Origin of the sequence: Streptomyces sp. ISL-87 (assembly GCF_018614095.1) — a bacterium.
Classification (GTDB): Bacteria; Actinomycetota; Actinomycetes; order Streptomycetales; family Streptomycetaceae; genus Streptomyces.
This window is the reverse complement of record NZ_JAGGOY010000052.1, coordinates 43,711-67,392: the sequence shown is the minus strand read 5'-3', so window position 1 is coordinate 67,392 and position 23,682 is coordinate 43,711. Positions and strand designations below refer to the sequence as shown.

The window sequence follows — 23,682 nt, the reverse complement described above, 5'->3', positions numbered from 1 at the left end:
GAAACGAATAGGAAGCCACTCTGAAAAAGAGAAAGAGGTCCTTCCGGGCCTCCCCCACACAACCAACACACCGTCAAAACACCCCACCACCCGACCACTTCCGGCACCGTTGCCCAACCGCCCCCGATAGCCGGACGGGCCTCAGGGGCGAGCGGAACACCCGTAGTCAGGCCTCGGCGCAAGTCCGGCGAACACACGAGGGGGTGAGCCACAGGCCGGTGCGGCGGAGGTGCTCCCGGCCCTCGGCGCTGCGGGCCCGTGCGGCGTCCTCGCGGTTGGCGGCAGCGTTCTCACGCAGTTCCTTCGCCTCCTGCGAATCCCCAATCGCATCGCGGGCTTCGAGCCGGTCGGCGATCCTGTCGAGGCCTGCCGCATTGGCCTCCTGGTAGGCGGCGTAGTGCTCAGTGGCCTTGTCCACATCGCCAGCCCACACGTGGGTGGCGCAGCAAAGAACGGGCTTCTTCACGGGGTGTCTCCTTGGAGCGAGATACGGATTCGGGAGAAGGCCGACTGCCACCATCGACCAACGAGACAACCATAACACGTATCTGTCACTTGGGGTGGGAACCTCGCCCACGGGAAGGCCTCAGGTCAGGAACCGGACGCGACATCGCCGCCCCCGGGGCCGAGGCCGAGGCGGGAAGCGCTGGCGGGCGAACCCGGCGCCGAGGCTCAAGTGGCTGGCGCGGCGCTACCCAGCCGGAGTCCGGCCGGTACGGGGAGCGCGTGAAGGCGGGGCCTGCGCCGCACGCCTTCACCGCGTCCGGTCAGCCGACGACCGCGACTTCCTCGCCGGCCGCGTACTCGACGATGTCGCCGCTGGAGTAGGTAACCCGGACCCCACCGGCAGGGGTATCGGCGACCGCGTCCACGAGGTAGGGCATCTCGTCGCTGCTGATGATCACGCGGTCGTTGCGTGCCAGGCAGTTCGCGGGAATGGTGCTCATGGAAGGCTCCTTCGTAGGCCTACCCCCGGGCGTTTCTGACGCCCGGGGCGGGGTGAGGGGCGTAGGTCAGGCGATGTCGAGGATGACCGCGACGACGCGGTTAGTGACCTCTTCCAGGCCGTCCGAGGCGCTGGTGCAGTCGAAGTACTCCAGGAGGAAGGTCGGTTCGGCGTTCTTGTCCGCGTGGACGTAGAGGTCTCCCTCGTGGTCCACGCCCACGATGAAACGGGCGCCGTCCCGGGTGGTGATCTCGCCGGTCACTCCCCAGTAGCCAGACTCGGCGTGCCAGTCGTCACCGAGGAGCTTCACCGCTCGGCGCGCGATGTCCGAGATGGAGAACGGGTATTCGCTGCCGGGCGAGTAGTAGAACTGATCCATCGGCGCCATGGTCATCTGCGGTCCTCTCGGTCGTGTCTTCGGTTTGGTCGGCTGCCACCACCAACCATTGCGATAACTATACCATGCATGCATCACTTTCGGGGTGTGGTGTGCACCTACTGGGTGGCTGAAGTTGCTGGCGTCCGCTCCGTCGGGGCCCCGCTGCCCCGGCCCACCGCCTGATCAGACCCCGGACGGGGCGCTTGCGGCGGCAGCGCTCCGGCTGCGGGCCAGGTGAGCGCACCGGATTCCACCGCCCGGGTGCCATTCCAGGACCGGCTCGGCCGACGCGCCGTGCTCTGCACACCAGGAGACGGGAACAACGCCGCCGCAGGCGTGCCGCTTGCACGGGCAGGCCTCTCCCGATCCCGCGTACGCGAGGCCGTGGCGCACCACTCCGCCCGCCTGCCTGTCCGAGGCGGCGCCCCGGAGGGCAGCCGGCCACGCCAGGGTCACCTTCAGTCCGCCCGATCCGGTCCTGAACCGGTCGATCACCCGCACCTCGCCGGGCACCGCCAGCGGGGCCGCTCCGGGCACGGTCAGCCTGCGCAGCGACGCTCCGAACTCCCCGGCCGTGAGCTTGGCCAGCGTGTCGGCGTCGTCGTCGGTGGTCCAGCCCGAGAGCTGATCCTCGTCCTCGGCGTCGTCCGCCAGGAGCAGCAGCGGGCCGTCGAGGCGGAGCCTGGTCGGGCCTTCGGTGCCGTCGAGGAGCAGCATGGCCGGCGGGATCTGTGAAGGGATCTCGATCTTGTCGTGGTCGAGGAGCCAGGTGGCCACCGCGCGGCGGTCGAACTCCGGGTGGATGTCCGTCCCGCCGACCGGGGCCGGGAAGTCGGCGTGCCGCCGGCGCCAGTTCACCACTGCGGCGCGGCCGACTCGGGCGATCCTCGCCACCTCTGCCAGCAGCACCACGTCTCGCCCGGGTGCGACCGGCGCGAGGCCCGCGAGCGGCGAGCGGCGGCCGGGGGGCACCGTGCGCAGCGCTTCCCAGTCCACTCCGGGCCGCAGGACCGGGAGCAGGGCGAGATCGACTCCCGAGTAGAGGGGGATCTTGGTCCAGCCGCCGTGGGACTTGTAGTCGATCACCACGGAGCCCGCCGGGGCGATCCATCCGAGCCTGACGATCTGGTCGTAGTCGACCCTGCGCACGCCCAGGCGGACCGCGGCCTGGTCCGGGCCGAGGGGGACGTGGCGGTCGAGCAGCGCGGGCAGGTCTCGGCGGCGGGCGAGGGCGGCCAGCTGGTCCGGGTGGACGTCGGGGCACGCCGCTTCCCCGCCGAGCCAGACCAGCAGGCCGGCCTTCACCAGGTGTCCGACCGCTGCAGCCGTTACCCGCGGGCGGCACCTCGGCAGCGGCTGGCCCAGGGCCTCGGTCAGCCGATCCGCCGCCTGCCCCGCGGCCATCGGCCCGCGCAGGGCGGCGCGGACGCCTTCCGCGTCCGTCGCGTCGACCGCGGACCGCGACCACTGGCCCGGCCCCGCGTCCGCCGGCGGGACCAGTCCGGACCCTGCCGCCCACCGCCAGGCGGCCACCGGGACTCCGAGCCTGCCGGCCGCCGCCTGCTCGTCGTAGAACTCCCGCTGCTTGCCCATCACGAACTCCTCTCCGGGCCCCCGTCTGGAGCCACGCCCGAAAGATTGCGAAAGATCCCATTTTCTGTCAATGGCTATGTTTTGAGCGGCAGTTGGGGGCGCACCGCCAGGTCCCCGCCCGCGTACGCGAGGGGTGAATTCACTCCTGTGGGTGAAGCCGGAGCCGGTCGGGCAGGCCGGTGGACGGCGCGCCGGCCGTCGCGGACTGGGGCGCCGTCCCGGCCGCCCGCGGGCTGCCGGCGCGTGCTGGACGCGCCCCGCTCCGGGCCCTGCCCGTGGCGGACCGAGACGAGTCCTTCCACGGGCAGGGGCCTGAGCCGCGTCGGGTGGAGCGTCAGGGCTGGGGCGTCGCCCCGCCGGTCTCCGGCCAGTTGTCCCAGGGCCAGAATCCGCCGATCGCGTAGCGGCCCTGGGCGTCCGGGGTGACGCTCTCGGCGCCGGGCTCGTCCCGGTAGGTCGCGTCCCAGGTGAACGTGAGCGTGCCGTCGTACTCGAACGCTGCCGTGAGGCCGCAGTTGTCCCGGTGCAGGTCTTCGACGATGCGCTGCGCGGTCTCGCCGGTGAACAGGTAGGTGCCGTAAGAGGATCGCGGCGCTGTAGTGGGCTGTCCGGGGTAGGGCCCGTACTGCGTCCCGTCGACCGTCAAGAGCTCAAGGGGCGCGGCTGGGGCGGGCGCCTGGGTGTTGGGCTCGGTGCGGCGTCACCCGGGTTTCCGGTGCGCAGGCCGGCCGGATCGGGCACGACCGTCACGCTGTGGGCTGGCACCGCGTAGCGGGTGCGGCCGGTTCCTCCGGTCTCGCGCGGACGGGAGGTTCGAAGGACGTCGACGGTGATCCGTCCGGTGGGGCTGAAGCTCTGGACTACGCCTTCCACCATCTCGGTCGAGTGGGCGCTGCGGCCCCACTTCCGGGGGAAGAGGACGTGGGCGCGGTGCGTGATCGGGGTTCCTCGCCAGTCGAGCATCAAGGCCATGGGGGTACCTCCTCTGTGGGTGTGTTCGGGCCGGCGGGGTGCCACTCCCCGCCGGGGTCGGGGGTGGGGCGGCGCGCCCCACCCCCGCGGGTGGTTGTTCGCTCAGGAGAGGCGGACGTGCATCAACAGGTGCTTGTAGCCCTGGCCAGCCATCTCGGGGCCGTCGGTGAAGAGTCCGGGCTTGCTGATCTGCCCGCTCTTCATCTCGCCCAAGTGCAGGGTGATGGTGTCGCCGGTGAACGTGCCGAGCGCGTCCAGCAGGAAGCTCGGGTTGAAGGCGGCGACGCCGCCGCGCAGGCCTTCGCCGGTGCCGTGGGTGATGGTCGTCGGGAGGGACATGCCCTTGGTGCGGGCCTCGCCTTCGGCCGTGTCCAGCCGGGGGGTGAGCGTGAGGTTGCCGTCGGTGTCCCAGGCGAACATGACGGGGACGTTCTTGAGTCCCTTGGCGTTCAGGACGGCCTGGCACTTCTTGACGGCCCGGACGGTCGTGGCGCGGTCGAGCCGGACCGACGTCTCGCACGTCTTGGGGAACAGCGACTTGTACTTGGGAAGGCCGCCGTCCAGCGAGCGCATCGTGACGGTGATGGCGCCCAGCGACAGCGTGGCGCGGGGGGTAGGCCAGGTGGCCACGGGATCCCCTTCGGCGTGGTCGTCTTCGAGGATGCCGATGCCCACGGGACCGTCGTGGTTCTTCAGTCGCTTGGCCAGGGCGGAGAGGGTGGCGGCCGGGATGAGCGCTGCCAGCGGCTTCTCCGGCGGCTGCACGGTGGCGGTGACGGGGACCTCCGCGACGGCGAAGCGGTAGCGGTCCGTGGCCGCCATGGTGAGCGTCTCGCCGTCCAGCGTGACCTGGATGCCGGTGAGTACGGGCAGCGTGTCGTCGCTGCCCGCCGCGGGCAGTACGCGGTTGAGCTGGCCGAGGAAGGCCTGCGCGTCCATGGTGGCCATGGCGGGCACGGCCTCCAGCGGCTGGGTGTACTCGTTGATGTCGTACGTGGTGATGGGCACCGTGAGGTGTTCGGTGGCCAGCAGGTCTCCGGCGAGCGAGACGCGGGTCTGGGCCGCAACGGCCTTGGTCTCCCCGGCGACCATGGCCGCGAGCGTCTTCTTCAGCTCCGGGAAGTCGAGGAGCGAGGAGCCCTTCCCGGCGGGCGTATCGGCCGGAACCATGACCGACACCGCGGTGTCGAAGTCGTAGGCGCTGAAGACGATGCGGTTGCTGCCGGTCTCGATCAGCACACCGCGCTGAGCGGGCGGCTGCGCCTTCGGGGCAATTCCGAATTCAGCGAAATTCAGAGCGTCGATGATCTCCGCGTGGATTCCCGCGAAGTTAGCGGTCGGCTTTACGGGCTCCTTTTCCTCCTTCTTTGCTGCGATGGAGGTAGCGACCTGCGTTTCGGACGTGGTCATGGCTCTCCCTGGAGAGTGAGATGTGGATTCGGCTTGTTGGCCGACTGCCACCGCCGACCAACGAGATAACTATACCATGCATTACTCACAATCAGGGCTGGTCAGACGCTCCAATCGGCCCAATCTGCAGCGGAATCGGGGAGTTGGGCGGCCGCGGTCCGTCCCGGGCGCTCCAGGAGCACATGGGGGCCGGCGCCCTTGTGGCCGCGCCCACGGCGCCGTTGCGTCGTTGGACGGGTATGACCACCAGCACGGAGCAGATCACCGGCGAAACGGCCGCCCTGGACCTGATGCGCGGGTACCTCGCCGCGGACCCGAACGCCATCGCGGCCGCTGCGGCGGCTGGCGCCGGGTGCCCGACCACGGCCGCCTACATGCGCCAGCAGACCTCGGGGCTGCTGACCGAAGCCGTCCTCGCCGACCCCGACTTCTCCCCGTACCGCCGCGCGGTGATGGGGCCCGCGGGCATCGAATGGCTGGAGAGCGTGCCCATGGAGACGGCCGTCGCCGAGGCGGTCCTGGCCCTCGCAGGCGACGGTGCAGCACCGCGCCTCGCTCTGGACGACGCGCAGCTGGCCACCGTCTTCGCTCTGTCTGCCGTCGCCCGCTGCGTGGCCGTGTACGGCCGGGAGGAAACCATGCAGCACCTGGACCGGATCCGTTCCGTGGTCGCCGGCCCCTGAGTCGGCCCTGCCGACGGGCCGGTGCTGCGCGGCCAGCCGCCATCGGAGAGAGCCGACCGGTTCGGGCGGGCCGGAGTCGCTAGACGCGCTTGTCCGGGTCTTCTGCGGTGAGCACGCCAGCCACGGTGAGGTGGAAGTGCGCATCGCCCTTGTCGGTGTCCACATAGAGCTCGAAGTCGTCCAGCTCGTCCTGGAGCGCGTGCAGCAGTTCGGCAACCGGGACCGGGGCACCCTCCTGCCGTTCGAGTTCCACAACGAGCGTGTACGCGGTCTTCCTGGCCATAGGAAGGTCTCCTCACAGGGTGGGGCGGAGGGGGATTCCCATGAGCCTGCCGGGCAGTAATGCGCTGGTCAAACGCCTGCGTACAACGTTGAGAAGCTGACTCCGCGCTTTCTGTCGGGCTTTCCCTCACGATCGTCTCCGCTTGGCAGCCGTGCAGCGCGGAAGTCGCCCTCCGGAGCACCGTTCTCCCGCCGGCGGCCCGCATCTCGCTCCGGATCACGGTTGTGCAAAAGGTCGCCGGGTCGGGCCGGGGGCGCCCGATCCGACCGTGCCGGTCGGGTCAGCACGCCGTCGACCGGTCGAAGGGGTACATGTACCGGTGTGATTCGACTCCAGTGGCCGCGGATCGTGGCCCGTGCTGCCGACATCGTCACCGGCTACGACGAGGTCGGCGGTTGCACCCTCCGACAGGCGTACTACCGGCTTGTGGTCGAGGGGTTGATCCCGCACACCGCGCCGACGTACCGGCGCCTGTCCGCCCGCCTCGCCCAGGCCCGCCGCGAGGAGAGGTTCCCCGACCTCATCGACCCGCTCCGCGAGGTCCACGTCCCACCGGCCTGGCCGGACGCTGGCACCTTCCTGCGGGAGGCCCCCGACTGGTTCGCCCTGGACCGGACCGCCGGCCAGGCGACCGCCGTATACGTGGCCTGCGAGAAGGACACCTTGCGGGCGCAGCTCACGGGCTGGCTCGCGCGCCCGGGCATCCCCGTGCTCGTCGTCCGCGGATTCGGCAGCCAGAGCTACGCCCACGTGGTGCGCGAGCGTACGGCCCGCGACGAAAGGCCGGCCGTGCTGCTCTACGTTGGTGACTTCGACGCGTCGGGCGCCGACATCGAACGGGACTGGGTGGCCCGCACAGCCTGCTGGAGTCACACGGAGCGCGTCCTGCTCACCCACGACCAGGTCCGCGAGTACGACCTGCCGGCGGCTGCGGGGAAGGCCGGAGACCCGCGCTGGGCCGGATTCGCCGACCGCTATGGGCTCGATGTCGGCCGCCCGGTGCAGTGGGAGGTCGAGGCGCTCGACCCCGCCGAGCTCCAGCGCCTGGTCCTTGCTGCCGTCGCCCCTCACGTCGATCAGGCCGTGCTCGACGCCTGCATCGCGGAAGAGGAGCGGCAGCGTGACCGGCTCAGGGCGTTCACCGCGGGCTGGACCCGCCGACCCGGTGGCTGACGGCTGAACCGGCGAGACGGTCACAGCGGCCTCAACTCGGCCTCCGCGGCTCCGATACGGGAACTGACCGGACGCAGTGGATCTTGCCCGCTTGCTGAAGGATGGCGTTCATGAGGAACACCAAAGCCTTCAAGGAAGCGGTCGCGGAGACGCTGGCCCAGCTGGCCCACCGCGGGGTGACGGTCCGCCCGGGTACGGTCGCCGACACCATCGAGCAGAACATCCGCACCGTCGCCGAGCGGCTCGGGATCCAGGAGCGCTCCGCCTGGCGGTACTTCGACCCGGCCGGCCTCGCGGCCAGCATCGCCCAGCAACGGCAGGCGGCCGAGACCAGCAGCACGCCAGGCCAGGTGGGGCGCGCGCCGATGCCGCCAGTCGACAACCCGGAGCTGGCGCTCATCCTCGGGGGTGTCCCCGACGCCCTGGAGGAGAGCGGCGGCGACCTCTACAGCGTCATCGTCAACGTCGCCGTCAACGCCTGGATGGCCGGCCACATCCACGGCGAGGACGGCTGCACCGGCTGCCAGGACAAGCGGCCCACTGGCACCGACTGGCAGGCACGGATGGACACCATCAGCGCCATGCAGCCCGACATCACGAAGTGGTTCAGCCGGGAGGTCTGGACGGCCGCCCTCAACGACACCGGCTACGGCGTCACCCGCCGCTGACCCAGGCCGTGCTCATCCAGCGGCCACTGAGCAGGCGCCGCTTGGAGGGCCCGGCGGTCGCGCCGCTCCGGTCTCAGCCGCGCGACCGGTTCGGACGGTGCGGACGATGGGGCCGGCGCCGGCCCGGTGAGGGGTCGGGGGCGGCCTCCGGTGAGGAGAACCCGCCCGGTACTGCGGTGCGCTGCGCCGGCTGCTCCGCGGAAGGGGCCGCGGGGGTGGGGACGGACGGCTTGGCCGTGGCCAGGATGGTGATGTGCGGGATGTTCCGGGCGCAGGTCTGGCAGACCTCGGCCAGTGTCCAGACCTGGCCGACGGCCAGGTTGTGGACGAGGACCAGCAGGCTGCTTCCGGAGCAGTGGACGCGGGATTCGTGGAGGGCGCAGTCGGCGCTGCCGCAGCTGCAGGCGGCGTTGGGGCGGGCGCCGGCGAGGCGTCCGTGAGCCTTGATGTGCTCGGCGGCGAAGCGGCGCATGCTCGCGGCGTCCTTCGAGCGGGGTGGCACCCGGCACGCGGCGGTGCTGCAGGTGACGGACACGGTGTGATCGAGGTGGCCGGTGAGGCGGACCGTCCAGGTCCGTCCCGGCACGCGTGCTCCGGGCATCAGGGTCAAGTCGGGGTCCCGTCGTTGGGCTGGTCCGTGCCGGCGTTGTGCCGGGCTCGTGCAGAGGGACGCCGTGCCGAGGGGGACGTCCTATGGGCGGCGGGGCGTTCTGGTTCAGAGCGCGCGGAGGACGGCGACTACCTTGCCGAGGATAACGGCGTCGTCGCCGGGGATCGGCTGATGGGCCGCGTTGTGCGGCATGAGCCAGACCCGGCCGTTCTCGCGGCGCAGGCGCTTGATGGTGGCTTCGCCGTCGAGCATGGCGGCGACGATGTCGCCGTGGTCCGCGCTGTCGGCCTTCCTCACGGTGACGATGTCGCCGTCGCAGATGGCGGCTTCGATCATGCTGTCGCCGACCACCGTCAGCGCGAACAGCTGGCCTTCGCCGACCAGGTGCCGCGGCATTGGCAGGACGTCTTCGACGAGCTCCTCGGCGAGAATCGGCGCGCCGGCGGCGATGCGGCCGACGAGCGGGACCTGGACGGCCTCCGCCGCCGTGCCCGCGGAGGTGTCGGGGATGTCGGCGTGCTGGTCGCTGCGGACGCGGTAGGCGCGGGGACGGTGCGGGTCCCGGTAGAGGAAGCCTTTGCGCTCCAGGGCCATCAGCTGGTGTGCGACGGAGGAGGTACTGCGCAGGTGGACGCCTTCGCCGATCTCCCGCATCGAGGGCGGGTAGCCCTTGCGGGCGACGGTCTGCTCGATGAAGGCGACGATGGCGGCCTGGCGGGTGGTGAGTCCGTCCGGGCCCGGGCGGGTGACGCCGGGCGGACGCCCGGGGCGGGCTTCGGATTCGATGACGTGCATGTGGTGCTCCCCCCTGAAGGGATCTTGCGTGCAGGGACAGTAACCCGCATACCACCCGGGACGGAACATCTTTTCGATAACAGGGCGTGCCGGTGTCGCAGCGGGTGGTGAGGGAGCCGGGCGGCGGCGGCCGTCCTCGGTCTCGCGCGGCTTGCAGCGGGGAGGTGAACCGCTCATGATCCGCATGTGCCGTTCCATGTCAGGCTGCGCTTCGGGCCGCCGTCCTCCCCCGCCGTCACCGGCACCTGGGACAGCGAGGCGACCGCCGAGAGGAAGTTCCGGGGGTTCATCGGCCGCTACGGCAGCCGAGCCGACGTGCGCATCGAGCTGGTCGAGGACGGGCCCCAGGGCGAGCACACCGTGCGCTCCTGGACACGGGAGCGCGGCGAGGTGGAAGGGGCCTGACGGCCCCGGTGAGGGCTTCCCTGTCCCGCCGGAAGGGGGTCGGCGTCTCGGGGCCGGGCCAGCGTTGCCGGTGGGGGTGATGGGGCGCAGGGTGGATAGACGCCCTGGTGTACCTCGTGAAGGGTGGTGCGGGCGATGGCCAGACCGGTGTGGACGGGGGTCTTGGGGTTCGGGCTCGTCAGCCTGCCGGTGGGTCTCTACACGGCCACCGACAGCCACACGATCCGCTTCCACCAGCTCCAGCGCGGGACCGCGGACCGGATCCGCAATCGGCGCGTGAACGAGCGCACCGGCGACGAGGTGGACCTCGCGGACATCGTGAAGGGCTACGACACCGGAGCCGAGTATGTGATCGTCGAGCCGCAGGAGCTCGACGAAATCGCCCCCGGCCGGTCCCGGTCGATCGACGTCGCGGGCTTCGTCGACCTGGACACCGTCGACCCGGTCTTCTTCGACAAGACGTACTTCCTCGGGCCCCGGGGAGCCCAGTACGGGAAGGTCTACGCCCTCCTGGAGCGCGCCCTGGCCGAGTCGAACAAGGCCGGCATCGCCACCTTCGTGATGCGCGGGCGTGAGTACCTGGTCGCTCTGAAGGCGGAGGAGGCGGAGGGCCTGTTGACCCTCCACACGCTGCACTGGGCCGACGAGCTGCGCGATCCGCACGCCGAGGTGCCCGACCTGCCGGGGAAGGTCCAGGCGACGGCGGCGGAGGTGAAGATGGCCATGCAGCTGATCGACGCCCTGGCCATGGAGTGGGAGCCGGAGGCCTTCCACGACTCCTTCCGCGAGAAGGTCGAGGCCCTGGTGAAGGCGAAGGCCTCCGGCGAGACGGTGGAGAAGGCCGAACCGGCGGCGGAGCCGACCGGTGCCGTCGACCTCATGGAGGCCCTGCGCGCCAGCGTCGAGCGGGCCAGAAGCCCCAAGGACACCGGCGACAAGGCCACCTCGCCCGGCTCCCGGGCGGCGGGCGGGAAGAAGGGGCCGGCCGCGAAGAAGCGGGCGCGCTCCGGACCGGCGGCCAAGGGCCGGGAGCTAATGGCGCTGACGAAGGCGGAGCTGTATGAGAAGGCGGCCGCGGCCGGCATCCCGGGCCGCTCGTCCATGAACCACGACCAGCTCGCGCAGGCGCTCTCCCACCCAGGCCGCAGGAAATGACCGACGGGATTCGATTCGAGGCTCCTGCCTGAGGTAGCCGGTGACGGCGATCGGCGCCGTCACCGGCTCTACACGCGCGTCACCCGCGTCAGCACGCTTCTTTCCCGGCATCGCCTCGTTGTCCTGGGCATTCGACCCTCGGAGGCGCACCCATGCTCAGGACACTCCCCGCCGTGCGGCTCTCGGCGGTACTGGTGGCGGCCACCATCACGGCGGCCACTGCCGGGGGCAGCCCCGCATACGCAGTGGAGCGCTGCAAGGTGTCGTCCAAGACCATCGACAACCCCGCCTACAGCGGCCCCTTGCCCGACAACTGGGACTTCACCGTGAAGGCGTGCTTGACCGAGTCCGGGGCGAACATCAGGCACTGGGCGACGCTCTCCTGGGACCTGCCCGAATCCTCCAGCCACGCGGGTTCCATCTTCAACGCCACCGGTACGAACGCCGAGGTGACCGCGATGATCGAGGGGGGCGGCGTGGCCGTGACGAGGCGCACCGATCTGGCCCAGCGCCTGAACAAGGCGAAGGACGGGTCCATCACTCCCGCGTCCTACTCCTCACACTGGCCAAGCCGCGAGCGCCTCTTCACCGACGTGATCGTGTTCCTTGACTGGAAGGGCGACGGGAAGGGACCCCAGAAGCTGCACTTCGCGCCCTCCCCCTCCCTCCCCGGCTCGGCCCGTTGAGGCCTGCCGGCCGGGCGGTCCATGCCCCACGCCCGGCAGACGGCCGCCCCGGCTGACCTCATGATCCCAGCGGGCCGGCCGAGTGGGGTCAGGCCACCTTCACGCGCAGGACGTACGGCTCCCCCGTGCTGATGGCCTGGGCCTGCTCGCGCAGATCGGGGTCCGTGAAGCCGAGCAGCGCGTTGTCGGCGGCGCGGCGCAGCAGCGGAAGGATTTCGGCGACGGGCCGGCCGCGGCGCGTTTCGGCGAGTTCGGCGAAGGCCCGCTGGTAGGGCGCTCCGTACGTGCTCGTGCTGTCGGCCAGCAGCCGGTCAAGGTGCTGCCGCTCGATGCTGATCTCGCCCATGGCCCGCTCCTTCGGTCCTCCGGGGCCCGGTCCGGTCCGGGCCCTCGGCATCGACGCTACGAGGCTGGTCTGACATCGACCCCCGCCCCGGCACCGGGCGCGTTCCGGCTGATGAGGTCCTGGAGAAGCTCGCGGGTGGGCGGCGGCATCAGCCCCTCAGTGGCGAGAAGGTGCCACTGGCAGCCGGGCACGAGGCGGTCGAGCCGCCGGTACTCCCCGAGCTGGTAGACCAGCACCAAGGTGTCGAGGGCGTGCTGGGTGGGTGGCCAGTCGCGCTCCTTCAGCGTGCTGAGCACGGCCAGTCCGGCCATCGCGTAGCGGCCGTTCATCCACTCCACGGCCGCCTCGCCCAGCTGCCCGGCGGCGAGTTCCTCCTCGACCCGGCCGCAGAGGTCCAGGGCCCACTGCCGTACCCCCTCGGCGGTCTTCCAGGCCCGCGCGAGGTCCTGAAGGGGAGCTGTGGCGGCCAGGTCGCGCAGATGATCGCGGGCATCCCGCACGGGGCCGAGGGCCAGCTGGTTGTCGTCGGTGAGGACCGCGTCGGCGAACTCGGGAACGTCCTTGCGGGTGGTCTCGACGAGGGACGCGATCGGGTTGGCCACCGCGGTGGGGTTCATCGCCCGGAGCAGGTCACCGATGTCCTCCAGGGACATCGTCCCGTTGATGGCGGCGGCGGCCGCGGCCAGCGCGGCGTCCTTGGGTGTGGCGGTGGGCGTGCCGGGGTTCGCGTCGAGGGCAGCGAGCTCGGCCGGGGGCCAGGTGTGTCCGGCGGCGCGAACGAGGCGGGCGATGCCTTCGTCGATCCGCCGGGCCCGGGCGGGGACCAGCGTGACGGTCGGGCCGGCGTCCGCGATGTGGTCCGCGAGGGCGTCGAGCCGCTGCTCCGGGTCGGTGTCCGGTTCGTCGTCGCCGGGGACGGTGAGGGTGTCCACGGCCGCGGTGAAGGCGGCCCGTACCGTCTGCTCCGGTACCGGGAGCCCCTCGCCGAACAGGAGCAGTGCCACGTCGTGGGGACGCTTGCCCCGGCCGCCGTGACGGGCGAGGCCGAGGACGAGGTCGAAGCTCTCCGGCGCCGGCCTGGAGGTGCTGCCCTTGCCCCGGCCCAGGCCTCCGCCGGAGATGTTGCCCGGCAGCAGCCGACGGCTCCTCCAGACCTCCAACATTTTCGCGGTCACGGTGAACCCGTGCCTCAACGCGTGGTCGATCAGCAGCTGATCCGCCGCGCTCGGGGTGTCAGTGAACATGCCAGGGAAGGTACCGGCGCCGCTCGCGGCCACGACCGGCCTGTCACCTCATCCGGTGACTGCCCGTGGAACGGCAGCCGGATGCCAACGCCATGACGTAGCGGTGGCACCTCTCATTTAGAGCCCCCCTACCTCCGCCGGGTCACCGCGCGGCCCTCCCGCTCAAATGGCGTCAAGGGGGCCGTACGGCACCCCGCAATTGATCTTTAGCAGCTTTAGCAGGGTTCGCGTGCCTCAGGGGGTACCGGCCTCGCGCCTGCCGGCGGGAGGCTCAACAGGCCTCGACCGGCAGGGGTTGCGGGGCTAACACCCCGCTCCCGCACTGTGCCGCCCAGGACGCGACGTCAGCGGCGCGGCCCCTTCACGCTCCGCCCGTCATCACACAGAGAAGGACACCGACATGCTCACCGACGTGCTCACCGGCTGGACCGCGGAGACCCTGGGCGGCCTCACGCTGCTGGCGGCGGCCGCAGCAGGGGGCTGGCTCCGCCGGCGCCAGGCTGTGGCCGCTCCCGGAGCGACTCCGGCCACCGGGACCGTGCGGCAGGTCCGCACCTACACGCTGCTCGGGGCCCGGGCCGCCGACGGCCAGCCGGTCCACTGGCCCAGCAGCCGCCCCGCCGGCGTCCGGATCACCTGGACCGGCCCGGCGGAGAAGCGGGAGCAGTTCGAACTGACCGACGCGGTGCTGCCGGACGGCACCTACGCGGCAGAGCGCGTATCGGTGTACCCGGACCGCAGCGCCTTATGACGAGTCGGCCCCCAGCCGAGTGCCTGAACAGCAGGCTTTGGCCCGATTCCCCGAAGTCCTCACAACCCGGAAGGAAGTCCCCATGGAGCTCCACGCGATCGAGCGGCCCGCCAAGGCCTTTCAGCAGGCCCTGACCGAGCGGCAAATCGATGCCGTCGCACGGCGCGCCTTCGGGAGCAACACCATGGTCCGCTCCGCGACCGAGCTGGGCGGCGGCATGTACAACACCACCTACCGCCTCGGCTTGGCCGACCGCGCGGAGCCGGTGATCCTGCGGGTGGCGCCCGAACCGGCCCGGCAGTTCCGCTCCGAGCGGGAGCTGATGCGGGCGGAGTACGCGTCGGTGCCGTGGCTCGCGCCGATCGCCGACCTGATGCCGCGGGTCCTGGCGTCCGACTTCACCCAGTCCGTCATCGGCCGGGACTGGATGATCCAGTCCCTCCTGCCCGGGGTCCCGGCGCCGCAGCTCCTCGGCTCGTACCCGAAGGGCACGCACTCGGCGTTCTTCCGTCGGATCGGGAAGATCGCGGCGGCCGTGCACGCGGTCGCGGGTCCCTGGTTCGGCCCGGTCACCGGCCCCGGACAGACGCGATGGAGCGAGGCCGTCGTCGCGTCGCTGCACCTGATCGCCGAGGACGTCGAAAGCTGCGGCCTGGACGCGGCCGACCTACGCAAGGCCGCCGACGCCGCCCAGGCCGGTGCGCAGGTCCTGGACGAGGTGGCGGTGCCGCGGTTGCTGACCGGGGACCTGTGGACGGTGAACACGATGCTCGCGGGCGGCGCCCCGGTGCCGACGATCTGCGGTGTCCTGGACATGGACCGCACCTGGTGGGGTGACCCGGAGGCGGACTGGCCGACGCGAATGGCCCGGGCCAAGCAGGACGAGCGGCTGTCCTTCTTCGAGGCCTGCCCGGCGCCCGCGGACACTGCGCCGGTCCGGTGGCGGCGGCACGTGTACGAGGTGCGCCACCTCGGCGCGCTGCGCCTGGAGCGGCACCGGCTCGGCAACCAGGCCGGTGTACGGGATTCCTATCTGGCGGTGGCAACGGAGTTGTCCGCGCTCGCCTGCTGAAGGTGAAGGGCGCCTCCCCGGGCCGGGGAGGCGCCCTTCGGGCCGATCGGGTCAGGGAGTCGGCAGAGTCCGGCCGATGACGGAGGCGACGGCCCGGGGGTGGACGAGTCCGGCGCGGACGAGGTGGGTCTGGTCGCTGGCGCAGTCGACGATGGTGAGGTGGTTGGCCGCCGGGCAGACGCCCCCGTCCATGACGACCGCGTCGAGTCCGGCTTCGGTGAGGAACTCTTCGACCTCGGCGAGAGTGATGGCCGGGCCGCGGTCGTCGGGGCCAGCGTCGCCGGAGACGTTGACGGTGGTGGCCGCGAGGAGTCCGGGTACCGCTCGGGCGAGGGCGCCCAGGGGGCCGGGGGCGTGGGTGGTCAGGGCGGGTGAGCCGACGACGGTGTATCGGGCGGCGTCGGCCGGTTCGCGCCAGGACAGGAAGAGGGCGAGGTCGCCGGGCCAGAACGCGGTGGCCAGGCGCTCGGCGTCGGGGGTGAAGTGCAGCAGGTCGCGGGCCCGTTCTTGGTCGGGGACGACGAGGGCGAGGGGCTTGTTCTTGGGGCGCTGCTTGCCTTCGAGTATGGCTTTGTAGGCGTCGGGGTTGGCGGCGTCGGCGCAGATCATGTACCAGCGGGCGGTGGGGACGATAACGAGGCGTCCGGCTTCGATGGCGGCTGCGGCGGTGTCGATGTCGGTGGTGGGGATGATCTGCACGGTGGTGTCCTTCCCGGTCAGGGGTTCAGGGTGGGGTAGTCGAGCCAGGGGTCGCGCAGCGCGTCGAGGCGCCGGGTGGCGTGCCGGGTGTGGGAGACGCGGAAGTACGCCATGAGCCGGGGCGTGGTGGTGTGGTTGGTGCCGACGGCGTGCGGGACCAGGTGGTGCATGAAGAGGACGTCGCCGACGTCGGCGAGGAGCGGGACGCCGTCGGTGGTGCCGATGTCCGGGGGGACTTGGTCGGTGATGCCGCGGGCCCATTCGGTGGCGAACCAGCTGGACATCGTCAGGTGGCCGCCGGGGACGTAGTGGAGGGCGCCGGCGTCGGGGCGGGTGATCGGGGAGAGGACGACGCCGACCAGGAGGGAGAAGGTGCGCAGTTCGGCGGGGTCGAGGTGGGGGCAGCCGACGCCGTCCACGTGCATCGTCTTCTCCGGCTGGGCGGCGGCCGGCTGGTCGGAGGGGATGCGGATCTGTACCTGGGTGGTGGTGACCGGGGCCGGGTCGGTCAGGAGGGCGGTGGCGATGTCGGCGGCGCCGGTGGCGGTGTAGAGGTCGAGGAGGGCCGGGTGCTGGCCGTGTTCGGGGGCGAAGGTGCGCTGGGTGTACTCGGTCAGGCGGTCTGGGTCGTAGTCCTTGGCGTACCAGGTGGTGATGAGGTCGCGGGCGGGCCCGGTGTGGGCGTCGGCGGCGAGGCCGCGGCGGACGAACATGCCGTCGCGGCGGAATCGGGCGCGCTCGTCGTCGGTCACGAGCATGGGCTCTTCCTTCCGGTGAGGGCTTCCAGAGCGGGCACGGCGGAGGCGACTGCCTCGTCCAGGAGGCGGGCGCCGAGGGCGGGGGTTGCGGTGCGCGGGTCGTTGCCGATGACCCCGGCGGCGGCGATGCGCGGGTCGCCTGAGGACCAGGGCCAGCTCACGCCCCGGTCGGTGACCTGTCGGGGTATCTCGTCGGCGTCCTGCGGCAGGTGGTCGGTGAGCTGGTCGAGGCGGACCGTGTCGGGCGCGAGGTGGAGCATGAGCGCGGTCTCGTGGAGGCCGGCGTGGATCTCGGGCCGGTCGCCGGCGGATAGGTGGGCCAGGGCCAGGGGGTGCAGGACGCACACGCTGATGTCGTGGGCGTGGCCCAGTTCGTAGACGAGAGCGGCCAGGACGCCGCGGTTGCCACCGTGCCCGTTGACCAGGACCAGATTCCGGGCCTTCGTGGCGCGCACGTATTGGGCGGTGAGGGTGTGCAGGAGGGTGGTGAACTCGGTGATGGTCAGCGACAGGGTGCCAGGGGCCCAGGCGTGCTCCGGGGCGATGCCGTACGGGATGGCCGGCAGGCGCCACAGGTCGTAGGCCTCGCCGTGCCCGGCGACCAGGTGCCGGGTGAACTCCTCGGCGATGACGGTGTCGGTGGCCAGGGGTAAGTGGGGGCCGTGCTGTTCGGTGGAGCCCACGGGCAGGCACAGCACGGAGGCGTCCTGCACGCGGGCGGGGAGGTCGGCGGCGGTCAGCCGGTCGAGCTGGCGGTGACCGCCGCCGGGGCCGGTCATGCGGCGCGCCGTCCGACGCGTACGAGGAACTCGTTGCTCTCGTGGAAGGTGTCGTCCTCGGAGAAGCCGCGCAGCGTCTTCTGCACGGCGGTCTCGAACTCCTCCAGTCGGGCGCCGAAGAGGGCGGGTGCGGCAAAGCTGGTGGAGTAGAGGTAGCCGAGGATGCCCGCGGTGTTCCAGGTCCGGGTGACCGGGACGGTGAACTCCTCGACCTGGTTGAACGGGGACTCCTCCATGATCTCGCTGTAGGGGCGGTTGTGGTGCTGGAAGGTACCGCCGCCCGCGCGTCGTTCCTCGCCGAGGAAGTCCTTGATGACCTGCTTGACCGCGGCCTTCCAGTCGCTCTCGGCGGCCCAGAAGCTGCGGTCGGCGAACACGGCCACCGCCCCGCCGTCTGCGACCTGGGAGTCCAGCAGGGCGAGGACGCCGGCCTGGTCGAGCCAGTGGAAGGCGCGGCAGATGGTGACCAGGTCGGCCTTCCATCCGGCGGGCGGGCGGAAGTCCTCGGCGGTGGAGGTGACCAGGGACAGGGTGGTGCCCTGCGGGACCTTGGGGCGCAGCGCTTCCTCGGCGGTGGCGATCATGTCGGGGTCGTTGTCGCAGGCGATGATCTCGCTGAAGTAGGGCATGAGGGCTTCGGCGACCAGGCCGGTGCCGGTGCCGACGTCCAGCAGGCGGCGCGGCCGGCGGTCGGGCGCGTAGGCGGCGAGGCGGTTGGCGAGGTCGTCGGGGATGCCGGGGCGGTACTGGCGGTAGTAGCTGGAGGTGCCGGTGAACAGGCTCATGACGTGGTCCCTTCGGGGGTGTTGAGGGTGCGGATGAGGGTGGCCGCGTCGGCGAGGGTGGCGGCCACGTGGACATGCTGCCGCCCGAAGGTGGGCGGTGTGTCGGGAATGGGCCGGTCTTTGGAGATCCATACCGGGACGGCGCCGGCGTCGAGGGCGCCCAGGACGTCACAGGTCCAGTCGTCGCCGATGTGAATCATGCTGGCCGGTGCCACGCCGTGGTGTTCGGCAACGGTGAGGAACGCGCGGGGGTCGGGCTTGGCGTAGCCGAGGGTGCATGACGGGAACAGGTCGGTGACCCAGGGCGCGAGGCGTTGACGCAGGCCTTCGGTGTCGGCGTCCACGCAGGTGACGTTGGACAGCGTGACGACAGGCGCGATGCCCGCCAGCTGCTGGAGCGCGTCGAGGGCGTACGGGTACAGGGTGAGCGGGGCGGCCGGCAGGTTGCGGGGGAAGTCGGCCGGCTCGATGCCGAGGGCGTCGGCAAGTTCGGCGGCGAGGGCGTCGCTGATGGCGGGCTGGGTGTGCAGGCGGCCGCGCATGACGGCGCGGGCCTGGTCGGCGGGCAGGGGGGAGGCGGCGGTGAGCTGCATGGTGAGGCCGGGGCCGTCGGCTTCGCCGATGGTGCCGCCGACGTCCACGCTGATGAGCTTCACGGGGTGGGTCACTTGGGTTCTCCTTCGAGGGTGGGCAGGCCGGTGACGATCGCAACCAGGCGGTCGGTGCGGATGGCTTCGGTGGTGGCCTCGCCTAGGAAGGTCAGGGCGTAGCGCAGTTCGGCGTCGTCCAGGGCGTCGAGGTCGCGGCCGGACGTGCTGGCTGCGGCGCGCAGGTCGTCGGGGATGTCGCGCGGGCGCTGGCCGTGGCGCAGGTGGAGCGTGGCCGACCACTGCTCGGGGAGGCGGTCAGGGAGCGGCTGGGTGGGCTGGAGGGTGGTGCTGTCGTCCAGGGTGGTGATCCGCACCGGGATGTCGTGGCCGTCCAGGGTGAGAGTGCCGGTCAGGAAGGTGTCGTGCCCTTCGAGGCGTGCGTCCAGGACGAGCAGCGGGCCGGTGTCGGCGGGGACGGTGCGGCCGCGTACGGGCAGGGAGCGGGGCGGGTTCAGCATGATGCGCTCCTCGGGGCGGCGCCCAGGCCGGGCACGGTGGACAGGGTGAGGTGTCCGCGGTCGGGGTCGACGCGGTGGGCGTAGAGGGTCTGGCGGCCGGGTTCCCACTGCTGCCGGTATTCGACGGCCAGGACCCGGTCGGGGCGGGCGGCTGCCAGGTGGAGGGCAGGCTGGAGGGAGCGGCCGTGCGGGAAGACGGGGGTGGTCGTGCGGGCCAGGATCCGCCGGGCTGCGGTGAGCCCGCCGCAGCCGACGACGTCGAGGGTGAGCGCGGCCGGCCGGATCCCGGCAAGGACGGTGGGCGCGTCGTCGGTCAGGGTGAGGCGCTCCCCCACTGCGAGCGGCAGGGTGCGCAGCTTCTGGTAGGCGCGGGGGTCGTGGGTGGGGGCCGGGTCCTCCAGCCAGACCAGCGCCGTGGGATCGGCGGCCGCGGCGAATTCGGCCGCGAGGGCCAGCGGCCAGGTGCCGACGGCGTCAACCGCGACCGGCTCGGCTGTCGCGCCGGCATGCAGGGTCTCGGCGAGCGCTCCCCCGCTGGCGGCCGGGTGGTTGCGCAGCCCCCACTTCGTGAAGGCCCAGCCCTGCGCGCTGATTTCGGGAACCAGGTCCGCGGTGGCGGGGTGGGCGAGGTCGCGGGTCAGCCAGGACGAGTACGCGGTGATCCGGTGCTGTAGCGGCTCGTCGGTCAGCAGGCCGGCGGCCGGGCGGCCTTCGGCCCGGGCGTGCAGGTCCCAGATCGCGCAGTCCAGCGCGCCCACCGCCCATGAACCGGCCCGGGAATGCGGCGCCGACCGGGCCAGGCGGTCCTGGAGGCCTTCGTGGTCTGTCGCGTCGGCGCCGACGAGGACAGGAGCCAGATCACGGACGGCGCGGGCGACGGGTTCGGCGAGGGGCCCGTACCATCCGACCGCTCGGCTGGAGCGGACCGCGACGAAGACGGTGTCGTCGCCCGGCCCGGCGAGGTCGGCGAGGTCGGTGAAGCCGAAGGAGTCGATCACCAGATGTCGCATCGGGGCCTCGCCTTCAGCAGGCGCGCGGCGGCAGCAAGCAGGCCTTCAGCGGTCATGCCGGCCGCGGCCGCGGTGTCCGGCTGGGAGCGGGGCCCCTCGGTCTCCCGCCACCCGATCACCTCAACCGGCCGGGCGTGCCGCGCCTTCAGGAGAGACCAGATCGCGGCCGGGTGCCCGAGGGTGACGACCAGCAGCGCCGCGTCCTCGCCGAGCAGGACGTCCACTTCACCGGCGCGCAGCCCGGCGGGCCACACAGCGGGGTCGCCGAGCACGGTCAGGTCGAGGACGGACACCACGCGCACCGCCACGCCCAGCTCCGCCCGGATCCGGGGCAGCGCCTCGGCTGTGACCGCGGCGGGTAGGTCTCCGCACACCACCACGGTCAAGGCCGGCGGCTGGACATCGGACAGGTGCGGCCAGACGGCAGCCCCCCGGTCCAGCTCCTCGCGGAGCGTGTCGGCAGGGATGGGCGGCTGGGGGTGCTTGCCCGCGACGATCACGTTGAGCTGGCCCGTGCTGGTGAAGGCGTCGTCCAGTACGGCCGCCAGCCGGGCAGGGTCGGCGGGCGTCAACACCCTTATGGCCGGGTCTTCCAGCGCAAGGAGTGTGGTGGTCAGCGAGGGGTCGCCGTGGGTGTAGGTGTTGTGCCAGCCGTAGGAGGTCAGAAGCAGGTTGAAGCTCGGCCGCGGGGCGGCGCCGGGCATCCGCTGTTGCTTGAGCAGGGAGACGAGCCCGGTCGCCAGGAGCGGAGCGAAGGCCTCGTAGGAGATGAGGACCCCGCGGCCGCCAGCCGCGTTGAAGCCGGCGAGCTGCTCGCCCAGGAGCTCCTCGGCGAGGACCTCGGTGGTCCATGCCTGTCCGACGAGTTCGGAGAGCCGGTTGGAGGCGAGCTCGTCCGGGCTGAACACCCGGAAGTCCCCGGCGCGGGCGTGGGAGCGGATCACGGTGGCAACGGCATCAGCGAACGAGACGGGCTGCTGCCGAACGACGGCACGCGGCGTCGGCGCGGGGCGGCGCGCCTTCAGGCGGGGCCATGCGGTGCCGGCGAGGGCAGCGGCAAGGCCAGGGCCCGGGTGGCCGCCGTCGGTGAACAGTTCCTCGGGCCGGTACGAGGACAGCCATGCTTCGAGCGCGTGCGTCTGTGCGGAGTCGGTGGAGGCCCGGGTGAGCGGGGTCTTGTGGGCGCGGGTGGTACCGAGGACCTGCTGTCCGTTCACGGTGGCGGGGCCGCTCCAGCCCTTGACGCACCGCATGAACAGCACCGTGCGGCGCCCGGCCAGGGTGTCGGCAACAGCCTGGGCGAGCTCGGCGTGGAAGACCTCGTGGCCGTCGTCCGGGACGGTGACGGCGCGGGCGTGCCAGCCGAGCCCGGCCGCGTACGCGGTCAGGGCCCTGGCGTCGAGGCCCGCGAGGAGGCTGGGTGCGCCCATGCGGAAGCCGTTGAGGTGGACGATCGGCAGCCCCGGGGTGCCGGGCAGGGCCTGGGCGGCGAGCCAGGCCGCGGCGGTGGTCGGGGTCTCGCACTCGCCGTCTCCCAGGACCGGCACGATCACCCGACCGGAGCCGGATGCGAGCGCGGCGCCCTGGGCGAAGGGGAGGCAGCCGCCGAGCCGGCCGCCGAGGAAGTCCCCGCCGGGCAGGGCCGGGGTGACCTCGGATCCGAGGCCGGCCACCTCCGGGAAGGACCGGCACAGGTTCACCAGTCCCTGCTCGTCGGGGGTGAACTGCGGGCGAGCGGCGGCCAGGTGGCTGGTGAGCCAGCCCGCGGCGATCTGCGCCACCCCGGCGTGGCCGGCTCCCAGCAGCGGGACCAGCTCGGTGCCGTCAATGTCGCTGGTGCCGGACAGCAGGGCGATGTGAGCCAGGGCCCATGTCGTCCCCGGCACGGTGCCCCAGTGGCCAGCCGGGCGCGCCTTCACGTCCCCCGGGCCGAGCGGGCGGCGCAGCAGCACGTTGTCCTGGAGGTGGATCTGCGCGACGGCTACGTAGGTCTGGGCCCGCCACAGCAGGTCCGCGTTCTGGGAGTGGCTGGTCATGCTGCGACCAGGCGCTCGGGGCCGAAGGTGAAGTGCCACAGGGGCCGGTAGCACTCCCAGGCCTTGGGGCGCAGCCCGGTCGGGCCGAGGATGTCCTCCAGGACGGTGCGGGCCTTCAGGTAGAAGGCGAGGTCGGTGGCGCCGGGGGCGCGGAGCCCGGCCATGATGCGGTTGTGGGCCTGGTAGACCTGAAGGTTCGGGAACTCGGTGACGTGCGGGGCGAGGTCGCGGACCCCGTCCTCCATGGCGGCCAGGTCGTCGAGCCCGACGATGTACGTGAACGACGTGTCGTGTCCGGCGCGCACCGCCCGGCGCAGGACGCGCGGCATCTGCTTCCGGGTGAGCTCCGCTTTGGATGCCTTCAGCAGCAGGTCGCGGCGGGTGAAACACTCGGCCGTCATCCGCAGGACGAACGGGCTGACCGTGCGGGCCAGGGTGTCGAAGGCGGACTGGGTGCGCAGCACCGAGGTGAGGAACCCGATCCGCGCGTTGATGCCGGCCTCGGTCAGCACCGCGCGGAGGTCGCCGAGGTGGTCGACAGCGGCCTGTTCGCGTTCGAAGCAGCCGGTGGAGACCGTGACCTCCTCCAGGCGGCTCAGGGTTCCGGCCGGGTGCTGGTGGGCCATGGCGTCGAGGAGCTCGCGCACCGCACGCTGCTCGGACAGGCGTGGGTCGGCGGCAGCTTCCAGGGTGTTGGGGCAGAACGCACAGCCGACGCAGCGGCTGCGCGCGTTGGGGTTGAGGGTGACGGCCCGGCCCTCGTTGCGGAAGTAGCCGCCCACGGCCTCATCCGCATCCACCCGCGTCACGGTCGCGACGGGGGTCCCGGCGAGGAGGAGAGTGTCCTCGTCGAGGAGGAACGGGGAGGCGGAGGCGTTGAGCGGCACGATCACCTGCCACGGCACTGCGGGCGCCGAGACGAGGCGGATCAGGACCCGGGCGCGGTGCCGGTTCAGGGGCGAGCTGATGCCGTGCAGGTTGACCGCCATGAGGAGCGCGTCCTCGATGGGCACTCCGTAGCGAGCGGCGAGCGCTGCCAAGGTGTCTAAGTCGGTGGTGGTGAGGGATTCACGCGGTGTGGTGGCAGGCACGGGGCCCTCCATCCGGTCAGGGGACGGACGCGGTGAACTTCCGTACGGTGCAGGCTGCTTTGCCTGTGGGCAAGGGGCCGTGTCGAGGATGGCCGACCAGTGCCTGGTGGTGCCCGTCCCCGGCTACTCGACCTGTCCAGGGTTGTTCGGCCGGGGACAGTGCCCGGTCCGGCTGGTGCTGTCCTTCGGGGTGCCGGGCCCGGGATTCTGGCCGGTGACAACGCGGGCCCGGAGGCGCCGCGCTG

29 protein-coding genes are annotated in these 23,682 nt (G+C 71.9%); 8 read left to right on the top strand and 21 right to left on the bottom strand.

Annotated features, from left to right (window positions below; all coding sequences use genetic code 11):
- Positions 1-166: 166 nt before the first annotated feature.
- From J7I97_RS20155 to J7I97_RS20125, 7 genes are all read right to left on the bottom strand, one after another.
- Entirely contained in the window at positions 167-466 is a 300-nt protein-coding gene (locus tag J7I97_RS20155) for a hypothetical protein (RefSeq protein WP_214936827.1), read from the bottom strand.
- Positions 467-767: 301 nt separating this feature from the next.
- Positions 768-947: a hypothetical protein gene (locus J7I97_RS20150; protein WP_214936825.1), complete on the bottom strand. Its 180-nt coding sequence runs from the start codon at positions 945-947 to the stop codon at positions 768-770.
- Between the two features lie 66 nt (positions 948-1,013).
- Positions 1,014-1,340: a hypothetical protein gene (locus tag J7I97_RS20145; protein ID WP_214936823.1), complete on the bottom strand. Its 327-nt coding sequence runs from the start codon at positions 1,338-1,340 to the stop codon at positions 1,014-1,016.
- Positions 1,341-1,508: 168 nt separating this feature from the next.
- The gene (locus tag J7I97_RS20140; RefSeq protein WP_214936842.1) at positions 1,509-2,918 is read right to left on the bottom strand and encodes a hypothetical protein; all 1,410 of its coding nucleotides are present in this window, start codon (positions 2,916-2,918) and stop codon (positions 1,509-1,511) included.
- A 334-nt stretch (positions 2,919-3,252) separates the two neighbouring features.
- Complete coding sequence (locus J7I97_RS20135) at positions 3,253-3,564, bottom strand: hypothetical protein (RefSeq protein ID WP_214936821.1); 312 nt, start codon at positions 3,562-3,564, stop codon at positions 3,253-3,255.
- Positions 3,561-3,890 (bottom strand): hypothetical protein, encoded by a 330-nt coding sequence (locus J7I97_RS20130; protein WP_214936819.1) that lies wholly within the window; start codon positions 3,888-3,890, stop codon positions 3,561-3,563. The genes J7I97_RS20135 and J7I97_RS20130 overlap by 4 nt, the downstream gene beginning before the upstream one ends.
- Before the next feature lie 102 nt (positions 3,891-3,992).
- Positions 3,993-5,300 carry a DNA polymerase III subunit beta gene (locus J7I97_RS20125; RefSeq protein ID WP_214936817.1) on the bottom strand — a complete coding sequence of 436 codons (1,308 nt, stop codon included), beginning with the start codon at positions 5,298-5,300 and terminating at the stop codon, positions 3,993-3,995.
- 239 nt (positions 5,301-5,539) lie between these two features.
- Between J7I97_RS20125 and J7I97_RS20120 the strand changes: the two genes are divergently transcribed.
- Positions 5,540-5,983, top strand: a complete 444-nt coding sequence (locus J7I97_RS20120) for a hypothetical protein (protein ID WP_214936815.1) — start codon at positions 5,540-5,542, stop codon at positions 5,981-5,983.
- 79 nt (positions 5,984-6,062) lie between these two features.
- On the opposite strand, the gene J7I97_RS20115 is transcribed toward J7I97_RS20120, so the two are convergent.
- Complete coding sequence (locus J7I97_RS20115) at positions 6,063-6,266, bottom strand: hypothetical protein (RefSeq protein ID WP_214936813.1); 204 nt, start codon at positions 6,264-6,266, stop codon at positions 6,063-6,065.
- 321 nt (positions 6,267-6,587) lie between these two features.
- Between J7I97_RS20115 and J7I97_RS38620 the strand changes: the two genes are divergently transcribed.
- Both J7I97_RS38620 and J7I97_RS20105 read left to right on the top strand, forming a co-directional pair.
- The gene (locus J7I97_RS38620; RefSeq protein WP_251058989.1) at positions 6,588-7,439 is read left to right on the top strand and encodes a hypothetical protein; all 852 of its coding nucleotides are present in this window, start codon (positions 6,588-6,590) and stop codon (positions 7,437-7,439) included.
- A gap of 110 nt (positions 7,440-7,549) precedes the next feature.
- A complete protein-coding gene (locus tag J7I97_RS20105; RefSeq protein ID WP_251058988.1) occupies positions 7,550-8,107 on the top strand; it encodes a hypothetical protein in 558 nt (185 codons plus the stop codon).
- Positions 8,108-8,180: 73 nt separating this feature from the next.
- Here the strand turns inward: J7I97_RS20105 and J7I97_RS20100 are convergent, their stop codons facing one another.
- Positions 8,181-8,693 (bottom strand): hypothetical protein, encoded by a 513-nt coding sequence (locus tag J7I97_RS20100; RefSeq protein WP_308369243.1) that lies wholly within the window; start codon positions 8,691-8,693, stop codon positions 8,181-8,183.
- A 129-nt stretch (positions 8,694-8,822) separates the two neighbouring features.
- Positions 8,823-9,512: a transcriptional repressor LexA gene (gene lexA, locus J7I97_RS20095; RefSeq protein WP_214936807.1), complete on the bottom strand. Its 690-nt coding sequence runs from the start codon at positions 9,510-9,512 to the stop codon at positions 8,823-8,825.
- Positions 9,513-9,698: 186 nt separating this feature from the next.
- On the opposite strand from lexA, the gene J7I97_RS20090 reads away from it, so the two are divergent.
- From J7I97_RS20090 to J7I97_RS20080, 3 genes are all read left to right on the top strand, one after another.
- Entirely contained in the window at positions 9,699-9,917 is a 219-nt protein-coding gene (locus tag J7I97_RS20090) for a hypothetical protein (protein ID WP_214936805.1), read from the top strand.
- A 135-nt stretch (positions 9,918-10,052) separates the two neighbouring features.
- On the top strand, positions 10,053-11,072 hold the full coding sequence (locus J7I97_RS20085) for a Ku protein (protein WP_214936803.1): 1,020 nt from the start codon (positions 10,053-10,055) through the stop codon (positions 11,070-11,072).
- 152 nt (positions 11,073-11,224) lie between these two features.
- Complete coding sequence (locus tag J7I97_RS20080; protein ID WP_214936800.1) at positions 11,225-11,758, top strand: hypothetical protein; 534 nt, start codon at positions 11,225-11,227, stop codon at positions 11,756-11,758.
- An 88-nt stretch (positions 11,759-11,846) separates the two neighbouring features.
- Here J7I97_RS20080 and J7I97_RS20075 read toward each other — a convergent pair whose 3' ends face one another.
- Together J7I97_RS20075 and J7I97_RS20070 are read right to left on the bottom strand one after the other, a co-directional pair.
- A complete protein-coding gene (locus tag J7I97_RS20075; RefSeq protein WP_214936798.1) occupies positions 11,847-12,104 on the bottom strand; it encodes a hypothetical protein in 258 nt (85 codons plus the stop codon).
- Positions 12,105-12,160: 56 nt separating this feature from the next.
- Positions 12,161-13,348, bottom strand: coding sequence for a hypothetical protein (locus J7I97_RS20070; protein ID WP_214936796.1), 1,188 nt, complete (start codon positions 13,346-13,348; stop codon positions 12,161-12,163).
- Between the two features lie 400 nt (positions 13,349-13,748).
- Here J7I97_RS20070 and J7I97_RS20065 point away from each other — a divergent pair, with 400 nt between their 5' ends.
- Both J7I97_RS20065 and J7I97_RS20060 read left to right on the top strand, forming a co-directional pair.
- Positions 13,749-14,099, top strand: coding sequence for a hypothetical protein (locus J7I97_RS20065; protein WP_214936794.1), 351 nt, complete (start codon positions 13,749-13,751; stop codon positions 14,097-14,099).
- Positions 14,100-14,181: 82 nt separating this feature from the next.
- A complete protein-coding gene (locus tag J7I97_RS20060) occupies positions 14,182-15,171 on the top strand; it encodes a phosphotransferase family protein (protein ID WP_251058987.1) in 990 nt (329 codons plus the stop codon).
- 51 nt (positions 15,172-15,222) lie between these two features.
- On the opposite strand, the gene J7I97_RS20055 is transcribed toward J7I97_RS20060, so the two are convergent.
- The 9 genes from J7I97_RS20055 to J7I97_RS20015 are packed head-to-tail and all read right to left on the bottom strand — an operon-like array spanning position 15,223 to position 23,437.
- Positions 15,223-15,870, bottom strand: coding sequence for an L-threonylcarbamoyladenylate synthase (locus tag J7I97_RS20055; protein ID WP_214936792.1), 648 nt, complete (start codon positions 15,868-15,870; stop codon positions 15,223-15,225).
- Between the two features lie 17 nt (positions 15,871-15,887).
- Positions 15,888-16,628 (bottom strand): phytanoyl-CoA dioxygenase family protein, encoded by a 741-nt coding sequence (locus J7I97_RS20050; protein ID WP_214936790.1) that lies wholly within the window; start codon positions 16,626-16,628, stop codon positions 15,888-15,890.
- On the bottom strand, positions 16,619-17,407 hold the full coding sequence (locus J7I97_RS20045) for a creatininase family protein (protein ID WP_214936788.1): 789 nt from the start codon (positions 17,405-17,407) through the stop codon (positions 16,619-16,621). The genes J7I97_RS20050 and J7I97_RS20045 overlap by 10 nt, the downstream gene beginning before the upstream one ends.
- Positions 17,404-18,192, bottom strand: coding sequence for a trans-aconitate 2-methyltransferase (locus J7I97_RS20040; RefSeq protein WP_214936786.1), 789 nt, complete (start codon positions 18,190-18,192; stop codon positions 17,404-17,406). The genes J7I97_RS20045 and J7I97_RS20040 overlap by 4 nt, the downstream gene beginning before the upstream one ends.
- Positions 18,189-18,860, bottom strand: coding sequence for an HAD family hydrolase (locus tag J7I97_RS20035; RefSeq protein ID WP_214936784.1), 672 nt, complete (start codon positions 18,858-18,860; stop codon positions 18,189-18,191). The genes J7I97_RS20040 and J7I97_RS20035 overlap by 4 nt, the downstream gene beginning before the upstream one ends.
- On the bottom strand, positions 18,857-19,300 hold the full coding sequence (locus tag J7I97_RS20030; protein ID WP_214936782.1) for a hypothetical protein: 444 nt from the start codon (positions 19,298-19,300) through the stop codon (positions 18,857-18,859). The genes J7I97_RS20035 and J7I97_RS20030 overlap by 4 nt, the downstream gene beginning before the upstream one ends.
- Entirely contained in the window at positions 19,294-20,310 is a 1,017-nt protein-coding gene (locus J7I97_RS20025) for an enolase C-terminal domain-like protein (RefSeq protein WP_214936780.1), read from the bottom strand. The genes J7I97_RS20030 and J7I97_RS20025 overlap by 7 nt, the downstream gene beginning before the upstream one ends.
- Positions 20,295-22,346, bottom strand: coding sequence for a hypothetical protein (locus J7I97_RS20020; protein ID WP_214936778.1), 2,052 nt, complete (start codon positions 22,344-22,346; stop codon positions 20,295-20,297). The genes J7I97_RS20025 and J7I97_RS20020 overlap by 16 nt, the downstream gene beginning before the upstream one ends.
- A complete protein-coding gene (locus J7I97_RS20015; RefSeq protein WP_308369242.1) occupies positions 22,343-23,437 on the bottom strand; it encodes a hypothetical protein in 1,095 nt (364 codons plus the stop codon). Before J7I97_RS20015 ends, J7I97_RS20020 begins: the two co-directional genes overlap by 4 nt.
- Positions 23,438-23,682 lie beyond the last annotated feature (245 nt).